Origin of the sequence: Variovorax sp. J31P179 (assembly GCF_030316985.1) — a bacterium.
GTDB classification, from domain to species: Bacteria; Pseudomonadota; Gammaproteobacteria; order Burkholderiales; family Burkholderiaceae_C; genus Variovorax; species Variovorax ginsengisoli_B.
The window spans coordinates 53,434-70,473 of the sequence record NZ_JASZYL010000013.1; the positions used below are offsets into that span (position 1 = coordinate 53,434).

Annotated in this window: 16 protein-coding genes; 9 read left to right on the plus strand and 7 right to left on the minus strand. The window is 68.3% G+C overall.

Annotated elements, in window-relative coordinates; all coding sequences use genetic code 11:
- Window positions 1–3 precede the first annotated feature (3 nt).
- From QTI17_RS27275 to QTI17_RS27305, 7 genes are all read right to left on the minus strand, one after another.
- The gene (locus QTI17_RS27275; RefSeq protein WP_286536800.1) at window positions 4–1,257 is read right to left on the minus strand and encodes an ABC transporter substrate-binding protein; all 1,254 of its coding nucleotides are present in this window, start codon (window positions 1,255–1,257) and stop codon (window positions 4–6) included.
- A gap of 16 nt (window positions 1,258–1,273) precedes the next feature.
- Window positions 1,274–2,419, minus strand: coding sequence for a branched-chain amino acid ABC transporter permease (locus QTI17_RS27280; protein WP_286536801.1), 1,146 nt, complete (start codon window positions 2,417–2,419; stop codon window positions 1,274–1,276).
- The gene (locus QTI17_RS27285; protein ID WP_286536802.1) at window positions 2,416–3,357 is read right to left on the minus strand and encodes a branched-chain amino acid ABC transporter permease; all 942 of its coding nucleotides are present in this window, start codon (window positions 3,355–3,357) and stop codon (window positions 2,416–2,418) included. Before QTI17_RS27285 ends, QTI17_RS27280 begins: the two co-directional genes overlap by 4 nt.
- The gene (locus tag QTI17_RS27290; protein ID WP_286536803.1) at window positions 3,354–4,637 is read right to left on the minus strand and encodes a metal-dependent hydrolase family protein; all 1,284 of its coding nucleotides are present in this window, start codon (window positions 4,635–4,637) and stop codon (window positions 3,354–3,356) included. The genes QTI17_RS27285 and QTI17_RS27290 overlap by 4 nt, the downstream gene beginning before the upstream one ends.
- Window positions 4,638–4,649: 12 nt before the next feature.
- Window positions 4,650–5,942: a metal-dependent hydrolase family protein gene (locus QTI17_RS27295; RefSeq protein ID WP_286536804.1), complete on the minus strand. Its 1,293-nt coding sequence runs from the start codon at window positions 5,940–5,942 to the stop codon at window positions 4,650–4,652.
- Window positions 5,943–6,281: 339 nt separating this feature from the next.
- On the minus strand, window positions 6,282–7,082 hold the full coding sequence (locus tag QTI17_RS27300; protein ID WP_286536805.1) for an alpha/beta fold hydrolase: 801 nt from the start codon (window positions 7,080–7,082) through the stop codon (window positions 6,282–6,284).
- 3 nt (window positions 7,083–7,085) lie between these two features.
- Window positions 7,086–7,952, minus strand: coding sequence for a fumarylacetoacetate hydrolase family protein (locus QTI17_RS27305; protein ID WP_286536806.1), 867 nt, complete (start codon window positions 7,950–7,952; stop codon window positions 7,086–7,088).
- 168 nt (window positions 7,953–8,120) lie between these two features.
- Here QTI17_RS27305 and QTI17_RS27310 point away from each other — a divergent pair, with 168 nt between their 5' ends.
- The 9 genes from QTI17_RS27310 (at window position 8,121) to QTI17_RS27350 (ending at window position 17,024) form a co-directional block, all read left to right on the plus strand.
- Window positions 8,121–8,828, plus strand: a complete 708-nt coding sequence (locus QTI17_RS27310; RefSeq protein WP_286373071.1) for a TetR/AcrR family transcriptional regulator — start codon at window positions 8,121–8,123, stop codon at window positions 8,826–8,828.
- Window positions 8,829–8,833: 5 nt separating this feature from the next.
- Window positions 8,834–9,688, plus strand: a complete 855-nt coding sequence (locus QTI17_RS27315; protein WP_286536807.1) for an alpha/beta hydrolase — start codon at window positions 8,834–8,836, stop codon at window positions 9,686–9,688.
- A gap of 73 nt (window positions 9,689–9,761) precedes the next feature.
- Window positions 9,762–11,393: a long-chain fatty acid--CoA ligase gene (locus QTI17_RS27320; protein WP_286536808.1), complete on the plus strand. Its 1,632-nt coding sequence runs from the start codon at window positions 9,762–9,764 to the stop codon at window positions 11,391–11,393.
- An 81-nt stretch (window positions 11,394–11,474) separates the two neighbouring features.
- Entirely contained in the window at window positions 11,475–13,127 is a 1,653-nt protein-coding gene (locus QTI17_RS27325) for a sigma-54-dependent Fis family transcriptional regulator (protein WP_286536809.1), read from the plus strand.
- A gap of 215 nt (window positions 13,128–13,342) precedes the next feature.
- Window positions 13,343–13,624: a phenol hydroxylase subunit gene (locus tag QTI17_RS27330; protein WP_286373640.1), complete on the plus strand. Its 282-nt coding sequence runs from the start codon at window positions 13,343–13,345 to the stop codon at window positions 13,622–13,624.
- A gap of 29 nt (window positions 13,625–13,653) precedes the next feature.
- Window positions 13,654–14,649, plus strand: a complete 996-nt coding sequence (locus QTI17_RS27335) for an aromatic/alkene monooxygenase hydroxylase subunit beta (protein ID WP_286536810.1) — start codon at window positions 13,654–13,656, stop codon at window positions 14,647–14,649.
- A 23-nt stretch (window positions 14,650–14,672) separates the two neighbouring features.
- Window positions 14,673–14,969 carry an MmoB/DmpM family protein gene (locus QTI17_RS27340; RefSeq protein WP_286373638.1) on the plus strand — a complete coding sequence of 99 codons (297 nt, stop codon included), beginning with the start codon at window positions 14,673–14,675 and terminating at the stop codon, window positions 14,967–14,969.
- 75 nt (window positions 14,970–15,044) lie between these two features.
- Window positions 15,045–16,631, plus strand: a complete 1,587-nt coding sequence (locus tag QTI17_RS27345; RefSeq protein WP_286536811.1) for an aromatic/alkene/methane monooxygenase hydroxylase/oxygenase subunit alpha — start codon at window positions 15,045–15,047, stop codon at window positions 16,629–16,631.
- A 30-nt stretch (window positions 16,632–16,661) separates the two neighbouring features.
- On the plus strand, window positions 16,662–17,024 hold the full coding sequence (locus tag QTI17_RS27350) for a phenol hydroxylase subunit P4 (RefSeq protein ID WP_286536812.1): 363 nt from the start codon (window positions 16,662–16,664) through the stop codon (window positions 17,022–17,024).
- The last annotated feature ends 16 nt before the right edge of the window (window positions 17,025–17,040 follow it).

The following is a 17,040-nucleotide window of genomic DNA, read 5'->3' on the forward strand; positions in this document are numbered from 1 at the left end:
GGTTCAGGTCCTGCAGTCCGGCACGTCGCGCGTCCCGAGGCCCATCTTCTTGAACTCCGCCTCGGGCAGGCCCAGCGTTTGCGTGATGTTCGGCACCGACTTCACGACCTTGTTGTAGAACGAGCCGTCGGGCGCCTTGGTCACTTCGGTGATGTAGGTGGTGCCGACGCCGTTGCGGTTGGCATCGATCTTGACGTCGCCGGCCGGGCCCTTGAAGTTGGTCTTCTGCAGCGCCTCGCGGTAGGCCTTCTGGCCGTTCGACAGGTCGCCCTTGACCGCATCGAGGCCGTCGAGCGCGGCCTTGGTGTTGATGTAGTACAGGTAGGCGAACAGCGACGGGCTCGGGAAGCCGTCCTTGAAGTTGGCCTTGTAGTCGGCCACGAACTTCTTCCACTCGGGTGTGTCGATCGAGTCGGCCATCGGGCCGGCCGAGGCGGTGCCGAGCAGCGATTCGCGCCGCTTGCCCTTGAAGTTCAGCACCGTCTGGTCGACCGTGATCGAGCCGCCGACCATCGGCTTGTCGCCGCCGGCCTGCTCGTACTGCGTGAGGAAGTTGACCGCGTCGGAGCCGCCCAGGACCACCACCAGCGCATCGACGTCCTTCGGGATCTTGGCGATCACCGAGGCGTAGTCCTTGGTGCCCAGCGGCACCCAGGCCTTGTCGACCACCTTGCCGCCCTTGGCGCAGTAGCTGGCCATGAAGCCCTGCACCTGCGAGTACGGGAAGCCGTAGTCCTCGGCGATCAGGAAGGTCTTCTTGTAGCCCTTGGAGAGCGCATGCTCGCCCAGCCCCACCATCCACTGCGCGCCTTCGGTGTTGAAGCGGTAGAAATTGGGCGCCGGGTCGCCCAGCGTCGCCGCCTGCGCGCCCGAGGAGCCGTTGATGAAGGTGATGTTGGGCTGCGTCTTGGCGTAGTTCTTGACCGCGATGCCTTCATCGCCCGACAGCGGGCCGATCATGATCTGGACCTTGTCCTGCTCGACCGCCTTGCGCGTCGAGTTGACCGCCTTGTCCGGCGTGGCGTCGGACGACACCTTGACGAACTCGATCTTCTTGCCCCCGGCCATGCCGTTCTTTTCCTTCAGCGCCAGGTCGGCGCCGCGCATGCCGTCCTGGCCGGGCGCCGCGAACGGCCCCTCCAGCGAAGCCAGCAGCCCGATCTTCAAGGTCTCCTGGGCTTGCGCGAGGCCGCCCATCGCGATCAGTGCCGCGCAAGCCAGGATGCTGCGCCCGAAAAGTCTCTTGCCTCTGCTCATGTCTCGCTCCTTCTTTTCATCGATGAATGCGGCCACGGCCGCGGGGGGTGAAAGAGGCGCCCAGACGATGGCGCAGGCCCTGCCAGAGGCCCAGCAAACCGTCCGGGGAAAACAGCACGATCGCGAGGAAGACCCCGCCGATCACGAGATTGAAGCGCTCGCGGTCGACCAGGTCGATGGCGAAGTTCTGCAGCAGCACGAACACGATCGCGCCGACGAAGGCGCCGATCGGATGCTTCATGCCGCCGAGCACGGCGATGATGAGGATGTTGATCATCGCGCCGACACCCACGGTGCCGGGCGAGATGCGGCCGTTGTACCAGACCATCAGCACGCCGCCGACCGCCGCCAGGAAGCCCGCCACCGCATAAGCGGCGACCCGGTGCGCCGTGACGTCGAAGCCCAGCGCCTGCATGCGGCGCGGGTTGTCGCGGATGCCCTGCAGCGCAATGCCGAAGGGCGCGCGGATCAGGTGCTTGACGAAGAAGTAGCCCGCCAGCGCGCAGGCCAGCACCAGGAAATAGAAGGGCATGGGCTGGCCGAAGTCGAGCCCGAATACCGTGGGCGGCGCGATCCGGCTGAAGCCCTGGAAGCCGTTGAAGACCGTGTAGTTCTGCTGCGCGAGGTAGAAGAAGGCCACGCCCACGGCCAGCGTGATCATGATCGTGTAGATGCCCTCGGTGCGCACCGACAGCCAGCCGATGCCCGCCGCCACCACGGTGGCCAGCGCCACCGCCACGACCAGCGCCAGCCACCAGGGCCAGCCCAGGCTGATCGCCAGGTTGCTGCTGCTGCCGAAGATCGCCAGCATGTAGGCGGCGAAGCCGGCGACCGTCATCTGGGCCAGCGACACCATGCCGCCGTAGCCGCCAAGAAAGGTCAGCGACAGTGCGATCAGGCCCAGCGCCAGCGACTGGGCGCCGATCTGGAAGGTGAAGAAGGGCGTGGCCACGAAGGGGTAGCCGACCACGAACACCAGCACCAGAAGGTGGCGCAGCCGGATCGCCGACAGCGCCCGGCGCCACCAGGCCACTGCGGGCGCGGGCGCCGCGGCACCGGCGCCACGGGGCAGGGACGGCACCGGTACCACCCCCGAGCCGCGGCCGCCGCGAGCCGCCGCGGCCGACCCGTTCATCGCCCGCCGCCAGCGTGCCGCGCTCACTGGCTCCTCCCCATCAGCCCGCGCGGCTTGAAGGCCAGCGCCACCACCATGATCACGAAGGTGAAGACCACGCTGTAGGTCGGCGCGTAGGCGAGACCGAACTGCTCGGCGAGGCCGATCAGCAGTGCGCCGATCGCGGCGCCCACGACGCTGCCCATGCCGCCCACGATCACCACCACCAGCGAGGCCAGCAGGTAGCGCGTGTCCTCGCCGGGCGAGATCGACAGCGCCGTGCCGCCGACCACGCCTGCCAGCCCGGCCAGTCCGGCACCAATCGCGAAGGTGAGCGCGAAGACCCGCTGCACGTTGACGCCCGAGGCGGACAGCATCGCGCGGTCGTCGACGCCGGCGCGGATCATCATGCCGATGCGTGTGCGCGCCAGCAGCAGCCAGAGCCCGACGCCGATCACGATCGAGGCGAACAGCACGAAGAGGCGATAGGTCGGGAACTTGGCGACCAGCGGCAGGGTGGTCGAGCCGTAGATCCACGAGGGCGGATCGAAGGTGTAGATCTCGGCGCCCCAGACCCACAGCATCAAGTCGGCCAGCACGATCGACAGGCCGATCGTGACCAGGGTCTGCCGCAGGTCCTGGCCTTGCATGTGGCGGAACACCAGCACCTGCATCAGCAGGCCCATCAGCGCCGCGGCGAGGAAGCCGGCGATGACCGCCAGCACCCAGGAGCCGGTGCGTTCGCCGACGAACCATCCCACATAGGCGCCGAAGAGGTAGAGCGAGCCGTGCGCCAGGTTGACGTTGCGCATCAGGCCGAAGACCAGCGTGAAGCCACTGGCGACCAGGAAATAGAGCGACGCCAGGGTCATTCCGTTGAGCAGGGTCTTGAAGAAAAGCGTGTAGTTGTCGGCGATCGCCCAGACCACGAACACCGCGATCGGCAGCCCGAAGAGCAGCCAGAGCGCCAGGCTCTTTCGGCTCATGCGGCACGCTCCCAGGCCCGTCGCGAGGCGATCTCGGGCGCCTTGGCGAACTCGCCGTCCTTCATCACGGCGAGGATCCGCTTCGGGTCGCGCAGGATCGACAGGTTGGCCAACGGATCGCCGTCGACCAGCAGCAGGTCGGCCAGGTAGCCGTCCTTGATGCAGCCGAGTTCGTCGGGCCGCATCATGATCTGGCCGCCGTAGAGCGTGGTCGAGCGGATCGCTTCCATCGGCGTGAAGCCCAGGTACTTGACGAAGAACTCGAGATCGCGCGCGTTCTGGCAGTGCGGCGTGAAGGCGAAGCCGTAGTCGCCGCCGGGCAGCACGCGGATGCCGCGCTTGTGCATCTTGGCCAGCGAGACGATCGCGGCTTCCCATTCGGTCTCGTAGCCCATGCCGACCGCCATCTCGTGCGTGACGCCGTAGGGCTCGGCCTCGTACAGCATGGCGTACAGGATCGCGATGCCAGGCGCGACGAAGACCCGGTCCTTGGCGGCCTCGAGCATGTCGATCGCCTCGTCGTCGACGAAGCTGGCGTGGTAGATCAGGTCGATGCCGTGCCGCAGCGCCTGCTTGACGCTCTCGGACGAACGCGCATGGGCGATGCCGCGCTTGCCCCGGATGCGCACCTCGCGCATCGCGGCCTCGACCTCCTCGTCCATCATCCAGGTGGTCTCGGACGGCGACTGGGGCGTGAAGTTGTCGCCCGACAGGTTGAGCTTGACCGAGTCGACCCCGTACTTCAGGAACAACCGCACCGCCTTGCGCATTTCCTCGGGGCCCGAGATGTTGACGCCGAAGCTGAACTCGGGGAAGGGCAGGTGGGGCAGGGTCTCGTCGCCGAGGCCGCCGACCACGGTGATCTCCTGGCTGGCGGCGAGATAGCGCGGGCCGGGGATCTGGCCGGCGTTGATCGCATTGCGGATCACGACGTCGAGCCGCGGCTTGGCGCAGGCGGCGCCGACGCAGGAGGTAAAGCCGGCCTCGAGGTAGCGCCTGGCGACCTTGGCGCACCACAGCACGTGCTCCTCCAGCGGCAGGGTCTGGATTTCGGCCAGCGTCGCGGCATCGTTCCACGAGAAGTGCGTGTGGGCCTCGCACATGCCGGGCATCAGCGTGGCGCCGGCGCCGTCGATCACGGTGGCGCCGCCGGGCGCGATCGGCGCCGTGCTGCGGCCGACCTGGCGGATGCGGTTGCCGCGCACCAGCACGCTGCCGGTGTAGGGGTTCTGCCCCGTGCCGTCGAGGATGCGGACATTGGTGAAGACGACATCGGCCATATGCTTCTCCTGTCAGGCCGTGGCCCAGCGCGTGGTGCGCGCCGAGCGCAGCGGCGGCGCGCGGTGGAACTCGCCGTCCTTCATGACGGCCAGGATGCGGGCCTTGTCCTGCAGCACCGTGATGTCGGCCAGCGGATCGCCGTCGATCAGCAGGATGTCGGCCAGGTAGCCTTCGCGGATGTAGCCGAGAACCTTGCCCATGCGCATCATCGGACCGCCCCAGGCGGTGGCCGACAGCAGCGCTTCCATGGGGCTCATGCCGACGTACTTGACGAAGTATTCGAGGTCCTTGGCGTTGGTACCGTGCGGCGTCCAGGCGAAGCCGTAGTCGCCGCCCGGCAGGATGCGGACGCCGCGCTTGCGCAGCGCGCGCATGCTCTCGACCGCCGCCTCGAGCTCGCGGTGGTAGCCCATCTTCTTCGTCACCTCGGGTGTCAGGCCCCACTGGCTCGCGTGATGGGAGGTGTTGATGAGCCAGGCCAGCCCCGGCGCGATGAAGTGCTCTGTCTTGTGGGCCTCGAGCATGTCCAGCGCCTCGGTGTCGGTGAAGCTGGCGTGGTAGATCACCTCGATGCCTTGCTTGACGCACTGCTTGATCGACCAGGTGGAGCGCGCATGCGCGGCGACGCGCTTGCCCCAGGCCTTGGCCTCCTGCACGCAGACCGTGATCTCTTCCTCGGTGAACTGGCTCATCTCGCTCGGCATGCCGGTGATCGACTCGCCCGAGAGGTTGATCTTCACGGAGTCGACGCCGTACTTGGCGAACATGCGCACGCAGCGGCGCATCTCCTCGGCGCCGCTGACGATCGCGCCGAAGGCAAACTCCGGTTGCGGCAGGTGCGGCCGGGTGGTGTCGCCCAGGCCGCCGGGCACGGTGATCTCCTGGCTGGCCGCGAGGTAGCGTGGGCCGACGATGGTGCCGTCGTTGATCGCGTTGCGAATCACGACATCGAGCCGCGGCTTGGCGGTGGCGGCGCCGACGCAGCTGGTCCAGCCCATGTCGAGGTAGCGCTTGGCGACCTCGGCGCACCAGAGGATGTGCTCCTCGGGCGGCATGCGCTGGATGGCATCGAGGCTGGGCTGGTCGTTCCACGAGAAATGCGTGTGGGCCTCGACCATGCCGGGCATCAGGAAGGCGCCGGCGCCGTCGATCACCTGCGCGCCGGACACCGGTGCCGGACGCGCGCCGTAGCCGGTCTTGACGACCCGCGCGATGCGGTTGCCCTGCACCAGCACGTCGCCGCTGAAGGGCGCCTCGCCGCCGCCGTCGAAGATTCGCACGTTGGTGAACAGGACTTCGGCCATGGTCAGTCTCCTACCTGGCTGTTGCTTGCTCTTTTGCACGCTGTTGTGGGGGCGCTTGCGGTTGCCGGGGCGCGTGCCGAGGGCACCGGGTGGCCCCCTCCGCTCATGTCCCCCGCCTTCGGCTCCTCCTTTACTTCGCTGCGGGGGCCAACCGGTGCCCTCGGCACGGGCAGCGTCGTGTCGTGCTGGCCGAGGATGAACCACCGACTTGACGGCTCACGCCGATGGTGTGCTCTGCGCAGCGAAGTAAAGGAGGAGGCCGAAGGCCGGGGGACATGAGCGGAGCAGAGCACACCGTCGGCGTGAGCCCGCCCCGACCCGCAAAAGCTCGGTGTCATCCTAGACGCTCCTCCCCTGCGCCGCGAGAAACTCGCGCAGTTCGCGCTGGCATTCCTCGGGCCGTTCGATCGGGGTCCAGTGGCCGCAGCGCGGCAGCACCACGACCCGCTTGCTGGCGGCACGGTGCAGCCGTTCGGCCATTGCGCGCACGGCTTGCGGCGGCGCGACGCCGTCCTCGTCGCCGGTCACCAGCAGCACCGGCGCCTCGATCTGCTCGACCGCGGCGGCCTGGGCGCCGGCCAACGCCTCGCAGCTTCGGGCATACGCCTCGCCGTCCTGGCGCATCAGGCTCTCGCGCACGTAGGCGACCGCCACCGGAAGCCGCTGGCGGGTGTCGGCGGAGATGGCGCCCTGCAGCAGCGCCTGCGTGATCTCCTGCATGCCCGTCGCGCCTTCGCGCGCCTTGGCGGCCCGTGCAGTCATCGCGTTGCGCGCAGCGTCCGGCGGCGCGATCAGCGGTCCGAACAGCGCCACGCTCGCGACCCGCTTCGGATGCAGGGCAGCGATGTGCTGGCAGACGATGGTCCCCATCGAATGGCCGACCCAGTGGGCTCGCGCCACCTTGAGGCGATCGCAGACGTCGAGCACGGTCGCGACATAGCGCTCGATCGACAGCGCGCCCTCGGCGCGTTGCGAGCGGCCGCTGCCCGGCAGGTCGATCCGGATCACCCGGTGCCGCGCCATCGCCGGCATCAGGGGCGTGTAGGTGTTGCCGCTGCCGCCGAGCCCGTGCACGCAGACGATGGCCGGGCCCTCGCCTTCTTCTTCCACCGCGATGCGGTCGATCAGCTGGAAGCCCATGGCCTACTCGAACCGGTTCTCGATGACGCCGAGGCCATCGATCTCGATGCGCACCACGTCGCCCGAGCGCAGCCATTGCGGCGGCTTCAGGCCCATGCCCACGCCCGAGGGCGTGCCGGTGGCGATGACGTCGCCGGGGTACAGCGTGATACCGCGCGAGCAGGTCTCGATCAGGGTCGGGATGTCGAAGATCATGTCGCGCGTCTGGCCGTCCTGCCGCAGCGCGCCGTTGACCCAGCCGCGCACCCGTGTGGAACGGCCGTCGAGTTCGTCGGCGGTCACGATCCACGGGCCCATCGGGCAGAAGGTGTCGAAGCTCTTGCCGAGGTCCCACTGCTGGTGGCGCATCTGGACGTCGCGCGCCGTGACGTCGTTGACCACCGTGTAGCCGAACACGTGGTCCATCGCATGGGCCGCCAGGATGTCGCGCCCGCCACGGCCGATGACCACAGCGAGTTCGGATTCGTAGTCGATCTGGATCGAGGCGGCGGGGGAGGGCAGGCGGACCGCGTCGTGCGGCCCGACCACGCATTCGCCGAGCTTGCCGAAGACGATCGGCCAGGGGTCGGTCTCGGGCATCGCGGCACGGAACACGGAGCCGGCCAGTTCGGCCGCATGGGCGCGGTAATTGCGGCCGACGCAGAACAGGCTGCGCAAGGGGCGCGGCAGCGGAGCGCGAAGCGTGATGACCTCGACCGGCAGTCGCGTGCCCGACGGCAGCGGCAGCGGTTCGCCGGCTGCCAGCGCCCGGATCAGCGGCAAGGCCCCGAGCGAAGGGTCGCGCACGCCCAGGGGCGTGGCCTCCCGCCCGTCGGGCGAGATCGTTCCCACGTGGTCGCGTCCACCCCAATTCCAGCTTGCCAGGCGCATCGACTTTGTCTCCATATTGCCCCGGGGTCCAACGGCGTGCGCCGCGGCCTCGAAGTCTCGGAAGTCATGTTTGAGACTTGCGTCTCAAATCGGGATCGCTGCATCATACGATCCGGCATCCGCTGTTCACAATAGATTCCGAGCCCTCCAAAGCCCCGTACAAACCCGATGGCGAGACTGAAACACAAGCTGAGCGAACCCCCGCTCCCCCCCGAGCGCGGGGTCAAGGCGGCCACTTTCCGGCTGCTGCTCGACACCGCCATGACGATCATCCAGGAGAGCGGCCACATCCCTTCGGTGGCCGAGGCCGCGGCCCGCTCGAAGGTGTCGCGGGCCACGGCCTACCGCTATTTCCCGAGCCGCAGCGCACTGGTCACCGCGGTGATCGACAGCTCGCTCGGGCCGGTGCGCAAGCTGGCATCGGCCAACCCGAACGGCCGCGACCGCGTGCACGAGCTGTTTCTCCAGACCTTCCCGCGCTTCAAGGAGTTCGAGGCGCAGCTGCGCGCCGCCGCCCAGCTCTCGCTGGAACAGTGGGGGCTGGAGCGGGCCGGCCTGCTGGAGGAGGAGCCCTACCGCCGCGGCCATCGCGTGCGCATCCTCGAGCATGCGATCGAGCCGCTGGCGCCGTTGATGAGCCCGGCCGTGCGCAACCGGCTGCACCATGCGCTGTCGGTGGTCTACGGCATCGAGCCCTACGTGATCCTGAAGGACATCTGGGGCCTCGGCGACCGCGAGGTGGAGCGCACCGCCCTGTGGATGGCCGACGCGCTGATCGACGCCGCGCTGCGCGATGCCGAGCAGAAGCCGGCCCGGCGCCGCCCGGCCAAGGCCAATGGCGCCCGGGCGACGGCGCTGGCCGCCAAGGGCGGTTGAACGCCATGCCGCGCCCGTCGCCTGCATGGTTCGATGCCCAATACAACGCCCGGGCCGGCGTCCCGGAGCATCCCGCGATCCTCCGGCATTGGGCCGATGCTTCTGCCCGTGCGCTGGCCCGATCCGGCTGGGTGCTCGACCTGGCCTATGGCGATGACGCCAGCGAACGGCTCGACATCCTCCCGGCCGCCGGCGCCGCGGGAGCGCCGGTCCTGGTCTACATCCATGGCGGCTACTGGCGCGCCCTCGACAAGCGCGACCAGGCCTTCGTGGCGCCGCCTTTCGCCGACGCGGGCGCGATGGTCGCGCAGCTCAACTACGCCCTGTGTCCGGCCGTCGGCATCGAGCACATCGCAATGCAGCTGACGCAGGCGCTGGCCTGGGTCTGGCGGCACGCGGCCGACCACGGCGGCGACCGCGAGCGCATCGTGGTGGCCGGCCATTCGGCGGGCGGGCATCTGGCGGCGATGCTGCTGGCCTGCGACTGGCAGGCGGTGGCGGTGGACCTTCCTGCGGATCTGGTCAAGTCGGCGCTGGCCATCTCGGGCCTCTATGAACTGGAGCCGCTGCGGCATGCGCCCTTCCTCGCCGCCGATATCGGACTCAGCGCGGCGTCGGCACGGCGCCTCAGCCCGGCACTGTGGCCCGCGCCCGCCCGCGGCAGGCTGGCGACCGTGGTCGGCGGCGACGAGAGCGAGGAGTTCCGGCGCCAGTCCGCGCTGATCGCGAGCGCCTGGGGGCCGGTGGTCGTCGCCGCCGAAACGGTGGCGGGGCGCAACCACATGGACGTGCTGCATGAGATCGCCGACCCGCATTCGCGCACCCACGCGCTCGCGCTGGAACTGCTCGGAATCCCTTGAACGCGCCGGGCTCGCCCAGCCCTATCATCCGGCCCGGCCCCGGTTCGTTCGCGCCCCTCGACGGAGACAGACGATGAAGTCCACCATGATGCCGGTGCAGCTCAGCACCAACCAGATCCTCGACCGCGCCGGCACCTATTTCGGCGACCAGAACGTGCTGGGCCGGCTGCCCGACAAGTCGACCTACCGTCGCAGCTACCGCGAGATCCGGCGCCGGGCCCGGCAGCTGGCCCAGGCCCTGCGCGACAAGGCCGGCATCGCCCGCGGCGACCCGGTCGCCACCATGAGCTGGAACCATGCCTGGCACCTCGAGAGCTACTTCGGCATCCCGGCCGCGGGCGCGGTGCTGCACACCCTGAACCTGCGGCTGTCACCCGAGGACATCGCCTACATCATGGACGATGCCGGCGACCGCGTGCTGATCGTCGACGACGTGCTGCTGCCGGTCTGGGAGCGCGTGTCGCCGCTGCTCAGGCAGCAGCCGCGCGTCATCGTCGTGCCGTTCAGCGGTGCCGCCTTGCCGGCGGGCCTGCAGAGCTACGAGGACTTCATCGAAGGCGACGCCACCGGCTACCGCTACCCCGAGCAGGACGAGAACGAGGCTGTCGGCATGTGCTACACCTCGGGCACCACGGGCCGGCCGAAGGGCGTGGTGTATTCGCACCGCTCGATGGTGCTGCACGCCATCACCGGCTGCATCCCCGACCTGTTCGCGCTGTCGGCGCGCGACCAGGTGATGATGGTCACGCCCATGTTCCACGCCAACGCCTGGGCCGTGCCGTTCTCGGCCATGATGGTCGGCGCCGGACAGGTCCTGCCCGGTCCCCACCTCGGCGGCGACGACCTGCTCGACCTGATGGAAGAAGGCCAGGTCACGATGGCGCTCGGCGTGCCGACCATCTGGATGATGATCTGGCAGGCCATGCAGAAGCCGACCCGCGAGCGCCGCCTCGTGAAGGGCATGCGGATGCTGGTCGGCGGCGCCGCGGTGCCGCCGTCGATGATCGCCAACTTCGCTTCGCACGACATGCACATCGTGCAGGGCTGGGGCATGACCGAGACCTCGCCGCTCGGCAGCGTGCCGGTCATCAAGCCCAAGCATCTCGCGCTGCCCGACGAGGCGCGGCATGCGCTGCGCGCCATGCAGGGCATCGCCACGCCGCTGGTCGAGATGCGCATCGTCGACGAGGCCGCGGGCCTGCAGCCCTGGGACGGCAAGGCGTCGGGCGAAGTGCAGGTGCGCGGGCCGTGGGTCACGGGCGGCTACCACGCGACGCCGGACGACCCGGGCAAGTTCACCGCCGACGGCTGGCTGCGCACCGGCGACATCGGCACCATCGACCCCGACGGCTACATGCACCTGGTCGACCGCAGCAAGGACATGATCAAGTCGGGCGGCGAGTGGATCAGCTCGGTCGAGCTCGAGAACCTGGTCATGGGCCATCCCGCGGTGGCCGAGGCCTCGGTGGTCGCGATCGCCCACCCCAAGTGGGGCGAGCGGCCGCTGGTGGTGGCGGTGCGGCGTCCCGGCGCCGAGGTCGATGCACCGGCGCTGCGCGAATTCCTGCGCCCGAAGCTGGCGCGTTTCCAGTTGCCCGACGACTTCGAATGGGTCGACGCGATCCCCAAGACCGGGACCGGCAAGTTCCTCAAGACGCGGCTGCGCGAGATGTACCGCGACCGGGTCTCGCAGTCGCCCGACTGAGTCTCCCGCGGCCGCCTGCCGGCCGATGCTGCTGATAGCATCGCGTTGCATCGGCAACCGGTTTTCATACAAGGAGACAACGTGGGAGAACTTCTTTCTCTCCTGCGCTTCAACGCGGGCTCCGGCCACATCTGGCTGGACGAGCAGCGCATGCTGCTGCTGCATGCGCGTGCCTTTGCCGAGCTTCGCAAGGAGTTGCTGGATTCGCTGGGCGTCGAGCGCGCGCGTGGCCTGCTGGTGCGCATGGGCTTCGCGTCCGGGCAGCGCGACGGCGAGCTGGCCGTCAAGGAGCGCCGCGCCGGCCTGCGCACCGAAGACGCCTTCATGCTCGGCCCGCGCCTGCACTCGATCGAGGGCATCGTCAGCGTCGAGATGATCAAGCTCGAGATGGACCTCGAGAACAAGCAGTTCTTCGGCGAGTTCGTCTGGGAGAACTCCTGGGAGTGCGAGGCCCACGTGGCCGACTTCGGATACGGCGACGATCCGCAATGCTGGTCGCAGATCGGCTATGCGTCGGGCTACACCAGCGCCTTCATGGGCCGGCTGGTGGTCTTCAAGGAGGTCGAGTGCACCAGCATGGGCGACAGCCGCTGCCGCATCGTCGGCCACGTCGCAGAGGAGTGGCAGGACGAGCGCTACCTCGACTACTTCCGGCAGCACCACGTCGCGGAGCGGCTGATCGAGTTCAACCTCGGGCTCGAACACCTGCGCGCCCTGCAGCCGCGCCGCGAATACGACCAGAAGCTGGTCGGCGTCTCGCCGGGCTTTCGCGCGGCCTTCGACCTGCTGCGGACGGCCGCCCGGAGCGCCATCACCGTGCTGCTGCTCGGCGAGACCGGGGTCGGCAAGGAGCTGTTCGCGCGCTGGCTGCACGACAACGGGCCGCGCGCCAAGCAGCCCTTCATCGCGGTCAACTGCGCCGCGATCCCGGCGGAGCTGATCGAGGCCGAGCTGTTCGGGGTCGAGAAGGGCGCCTACACCGGCGCCCACCATGCGCGCGCGGGCCGCTTCGAGCGCGCCCACGGCGGCACCCTGTTTCTCGATGAGGCGGGCGACCTGCCGCCGGCGACCCAGGTGAAGCTGCTGCGCGTGCTGCAGACCGGCGAGATCGAGCGCCTCGGCGCCGACCAGGCGACGCGGGTCGATGTCCGCATCGTCGCGGCGACCAACGTCGACCTGCCGCGGGCGATGCAGGCCGGCAAGTTCAGGAGCGATCTCTTCTACCGCCTCAACACCTTCCCGATCACCATTCCGCCGCTGCGCGAGCGCACGGCCGACATCCCGGCGCTGGTCGGGCGCTTCGTCGAGAAGTACAGCACGCTGTACGGCAAGAAGCTGCGCGGCCTGACCGACAAGGCGATGCGCGAGGTCATGAAGCACGCGTGGCCGGGCAACATCCGCGAACTCGAGAATGTGATCGAGCGCGCGGTGCTGCTGGCGCCCGACCATGGCGACATCGAGGCCGCGTACCTGTGGAGTTCGCCTTCGGGCGCGCCGGTCGAGGGCCAACTCGGTGCCGGCGGCCAGATCACGCAATCCGAAGGCGGCACGCTGGACGCGCTGTGCGAGCGCGTCCTCGAGGAAAGCATCGACATCGCATCGCTCGAGCAGCGGCTGATGCAGATGGCCATGCAGCGGGCCAAGGGCAACCTGTCGCAGGCGGCGCGGCTGCTGGGCATCACGCGGCCGCAGCTGGCCTACCGGTTGAAGAAGGAAGGACTGCCGGCGTCCTGAGTCCGCGGGCCCCTGCGCCTGCGCCCGCGGATTTCACCATTTGATCACGCTGCACCGCAGCAAATGATCACCCCATCATCCGGGACAACCCGGACCACCCGGCCCGGTCACCGGCCGGGTCCATACAAATCAATCACTTAGCCGCGCTGGCACGCGCGTTGCCCTTATTGGTCGGGGCGGCGCTGTTGCCGACCCGGATTTGATGGATTGAACACGTGACCCTTTCAACCCCGCCGGACCGGCACAGCGGCAGTGCCAGCGCGATGACCGGACAGCCGTGCTTCGTGCGCGTCACGGGCACCCGCGAGGCGCGCTTCGTCGAGTTCGAGTTCGCCATCGGCGACCCCGAACTGGCGGTCGAGCTGGTCATGCAGTTCGATCAGTTCCGCGAATTCTGCGAGCGCCACCAGGTGCGCCACCTGACGACCGAGGAGGGCGCCCGGCTCGACTTCGAGCGCATGAAGTGGCGCTACGGCGCCCCCGGCATCGATCACTAGACCCTGAACCCCACCCGAGGAGACACCCCGTGCAAGTCGACATCAAGACCACCGACATCCGGCCGATCCGCCAGACCTTCTCGCACGTCGCCCGGCGGCTCGGCGACAAGCCGGCCTCGCGCTACCAGGAAGCCACGCTGGACATGCAGCCGACCGCCAACTTCCACTACCGGCCGCTGTGGCAGCCCGAGTACGAGCTCTACGACAAGCGCCGCACCGCGATCGTGATGGCCGACTGGTACAGCTTCAAGGACCCGCGCCACTTCTACTACGGCGTCTACACGATGACCCGCGCCCGGCAGCAGGAAGGCGCCGACCGGCAGTTCGAGTTCGCCGAGAAGCGCCGGCTGCTGGCCCAGGCCGACGCCGGCACCCGCGAATCATTGCAGCAGGTGCTGGTGCCGCTGCGCCACTACGAATGGGGCGCCAACATGAACCACAGCTACTGCTGCGGCTACGGCTACGGCACCGCGGTGACGCAGCCCTTCATCTTCGCCGCCATGGACCGGCTGGGCATCGCGCAGTACCTGTCGCGCGTCGGCCTGCAGCTCGACGGCAACTCGGGCGCCGCGCTGGACGCCGGCAAGGAAGCCTGGCTCTCGCACCCGGCCTGGCAGGGCGTCCGCCGCCTGATGGAAAACCTGTTCGTCACGCGCGACTGGTTCGAGGTCTTCGTGGCGCAGAACCTGGTCTTCGACGGCCTGCTGTATCCGCTGGTCTACAGGCGCTACGTGAACGAGCGCAGCGCCGCCACCGGCAATGCGCTGGCGATGCTGACCGAGTTCCAGAACGACTGGTTCGACGAGAACCTGCGCTGGGTCGACGCCACGGTCAAGACCGCGGCCGACGAATCGCCGGCCAACAAGGCGCAGCTCGCAGCCTGGTACCGGACCTGGCGCGAGCAGATCGTCGATGCGCTCGGACCGCTGTCGGCCTTGGCGCTGGGCGCCGGCGGCGCCGAAGCGCTGCAGGCCGTCGCCGCCGAACTCGACGCCCGCGCCGCGCGCCTCGGCATCGCCGCTTGATGACAACAACCCAGGAGACCCGAATGACCACCGCCACCGCAGACATCGCCCGCCCGCCGGTCTTCATCGCGCTGCAGACCAGCGAGACCGCACGCGCCATCGTCGAGGCCATCCTCGCCGACAACCCCGGCGCCACCGCCATCGACTACCCGGCGATGGTCAAGGTCGATGCACCGGGCCGGCTGGTGATCCGCCAGGCCTCGGTCGAGGAGCGCGTCGGCCGCCGCTGGGACCTGCAGGAGATCCACCTGAGCCTGATCTCGCTGTCCGGAAGCATCGAAGAGACCGACGACGAATTCATCCTCCATTGGGGCGCCTGAGCGCACCGCACCACTGCACCACTGCATCACCGCACCACTGCATCACCGCATCACCGCATTCAAGGACACGACGCCATGACCCACGCAGACAACACCAAGCGCCCCGCCGCCCGGCTCGGCCTGAAGGAACGCTACGCGATGATGACCCGCGGCCTCGGCTGGGACACCACCTACCAGGCGATGGACGATGTCTTTCCCTTCGACAAGTTCGAGGGCATCAAGATCCACGACTGGGACCAGTGGGAAGACCCGTTCCGCCTCACGATGGACGCCTACTGGAAGTTCCAGGGCGAGAAGGAAAAGAAGCTCTACGCGATCATCGACGCGTTCCAGCAGAACAACGGCCAGTTCAACATCAGCGACCCGCGCTACCTGAACACGCTGAAGCTGTTCCTGACCGGCGTCTCGCCGCTCGAATACGCGGCCCACCGCGGCTATGCGATGGCCGGGCGATCGCTGCGCGGCGTCGGCGCCCGCGTGGCCTGCCAGATGCAGTCGATCGACGAGCTGCGCCATGCGCAGACGCAGTTCCACACCATCAGCCACTTCAACAAGTACTTCAACGGGCTGCACGATCCGCAGCACATGCACGACCGGGTTTGGTACCTCTCGGTGCCCAAGAGCTACTTCGAGGACGCGATGAGCGCCGGGCCCTTCGAGTTCATCACCGCGATCTCGTTCTCGTTCGAATACGTTCTGACCAACCTGCTGTTCATGCCCTTCATGAGCGGCGCCGCCTACAACGGCGACATGGCGACCGTGACCTTCGGCTTCTCGGCCCAGAGCGACGAGTCGCGCCACATGACGCTGGGCCTCGAGGTGGTGAAGTTCATCCTGGAGCAGGACCCGGACAACGTGGCCGTAGTTCAGAAGTGGGTCGACAAGTGGTTCTGGCGCGGCTACCGCCTGCTGACCCTGGTCGCGATGATGATGGACTACATGCTGCCCAAGCGCGTGATGAGCTGGTCCGAGGCCTGGGAGATGTACTTCGAGAAGAACGGCGGTGCGCTGTTCCAGGATCTGGCGCGCTACGGCATCCGCATGCCCAAGTACCACGAAGTCGCGACGAAGGAGAAGAGCCGCCTCTCGCACGAGGCGTGGGCCACCTTCAACAACTACGGCCACGCTGCCGACTTCAATGTCTGGGTGCCGCGGCCCGAAGAAATGGACTGGCTGTCGGAGAAGTACCCCGAGACCTTCGACCGGATGTATCGCCCGCGCTTCGAGTGGCTCGCCGAGCAGGAGCGCCAGGGCAAGCGCTGGTTCAACAACACCTTGCCGATGCTGTGCCAGACCTGCCAGGTGCCGATGTTCTTCACCGAGCCCGACGACCCGACAAAGATCTGCTACCGCGAGAGCAGCTACCACGGCATGAAGCATCACTTCTGCTCCGACGGCTGCAAGGACATCTTCGACGACGAGCCCGAGAAATACGTTCAGGCCTGGCTGCCGGTGCACCAGATCTACCAGGGCAACTGCTTCCCCGAGGGCACCGACCCGACGGTGCCGGGCTTCGACCCGCTGGCCGCGGTGCTGAAGTATTACCACATCAACGACGGCGCGGACAACGGCGAATTCAACACCTCGCCGGACAAGGCGAACTGGGAGCGCTGGACCGGCCAGGACCTGTCGGCGCAGCCTGCGCAGCCGAAGGTCGCCTGAAGCTCACCGAACCCGACACAGGAGAAACCCATGTCTGTTGTTGCACTCGCCCCCGGCTACACCGGCACCGTCGCGGACAGCGAAGACCGCTTCCACGGCAACCGCCTTCTCTACATCGGCTGGGACGACCACCTGCTGTTCTGCTCGCCCGTGTGCCTGCCGCTGCCCGCGACCATGCCCTTCGGCGCGCTCCTGAGCGAGGTGCTGCCCGGCGTCTACGGCAGCCATCCCGACTTCGAGAAGATCGATTGGGGGCAAGCCCAGTGGCTCGACTCGGGCAAGCCCTTCGTGCCCGATCCGGCGAAGTCGCTGGCCGACAACGGCCTGGTCCACAAGTCCGTGATCCGCTTCCGGGTGCCCGGCCTCAAGGGCATCAAGGGCTCGCACAGCTGAAGCCGCGAGGACCAAC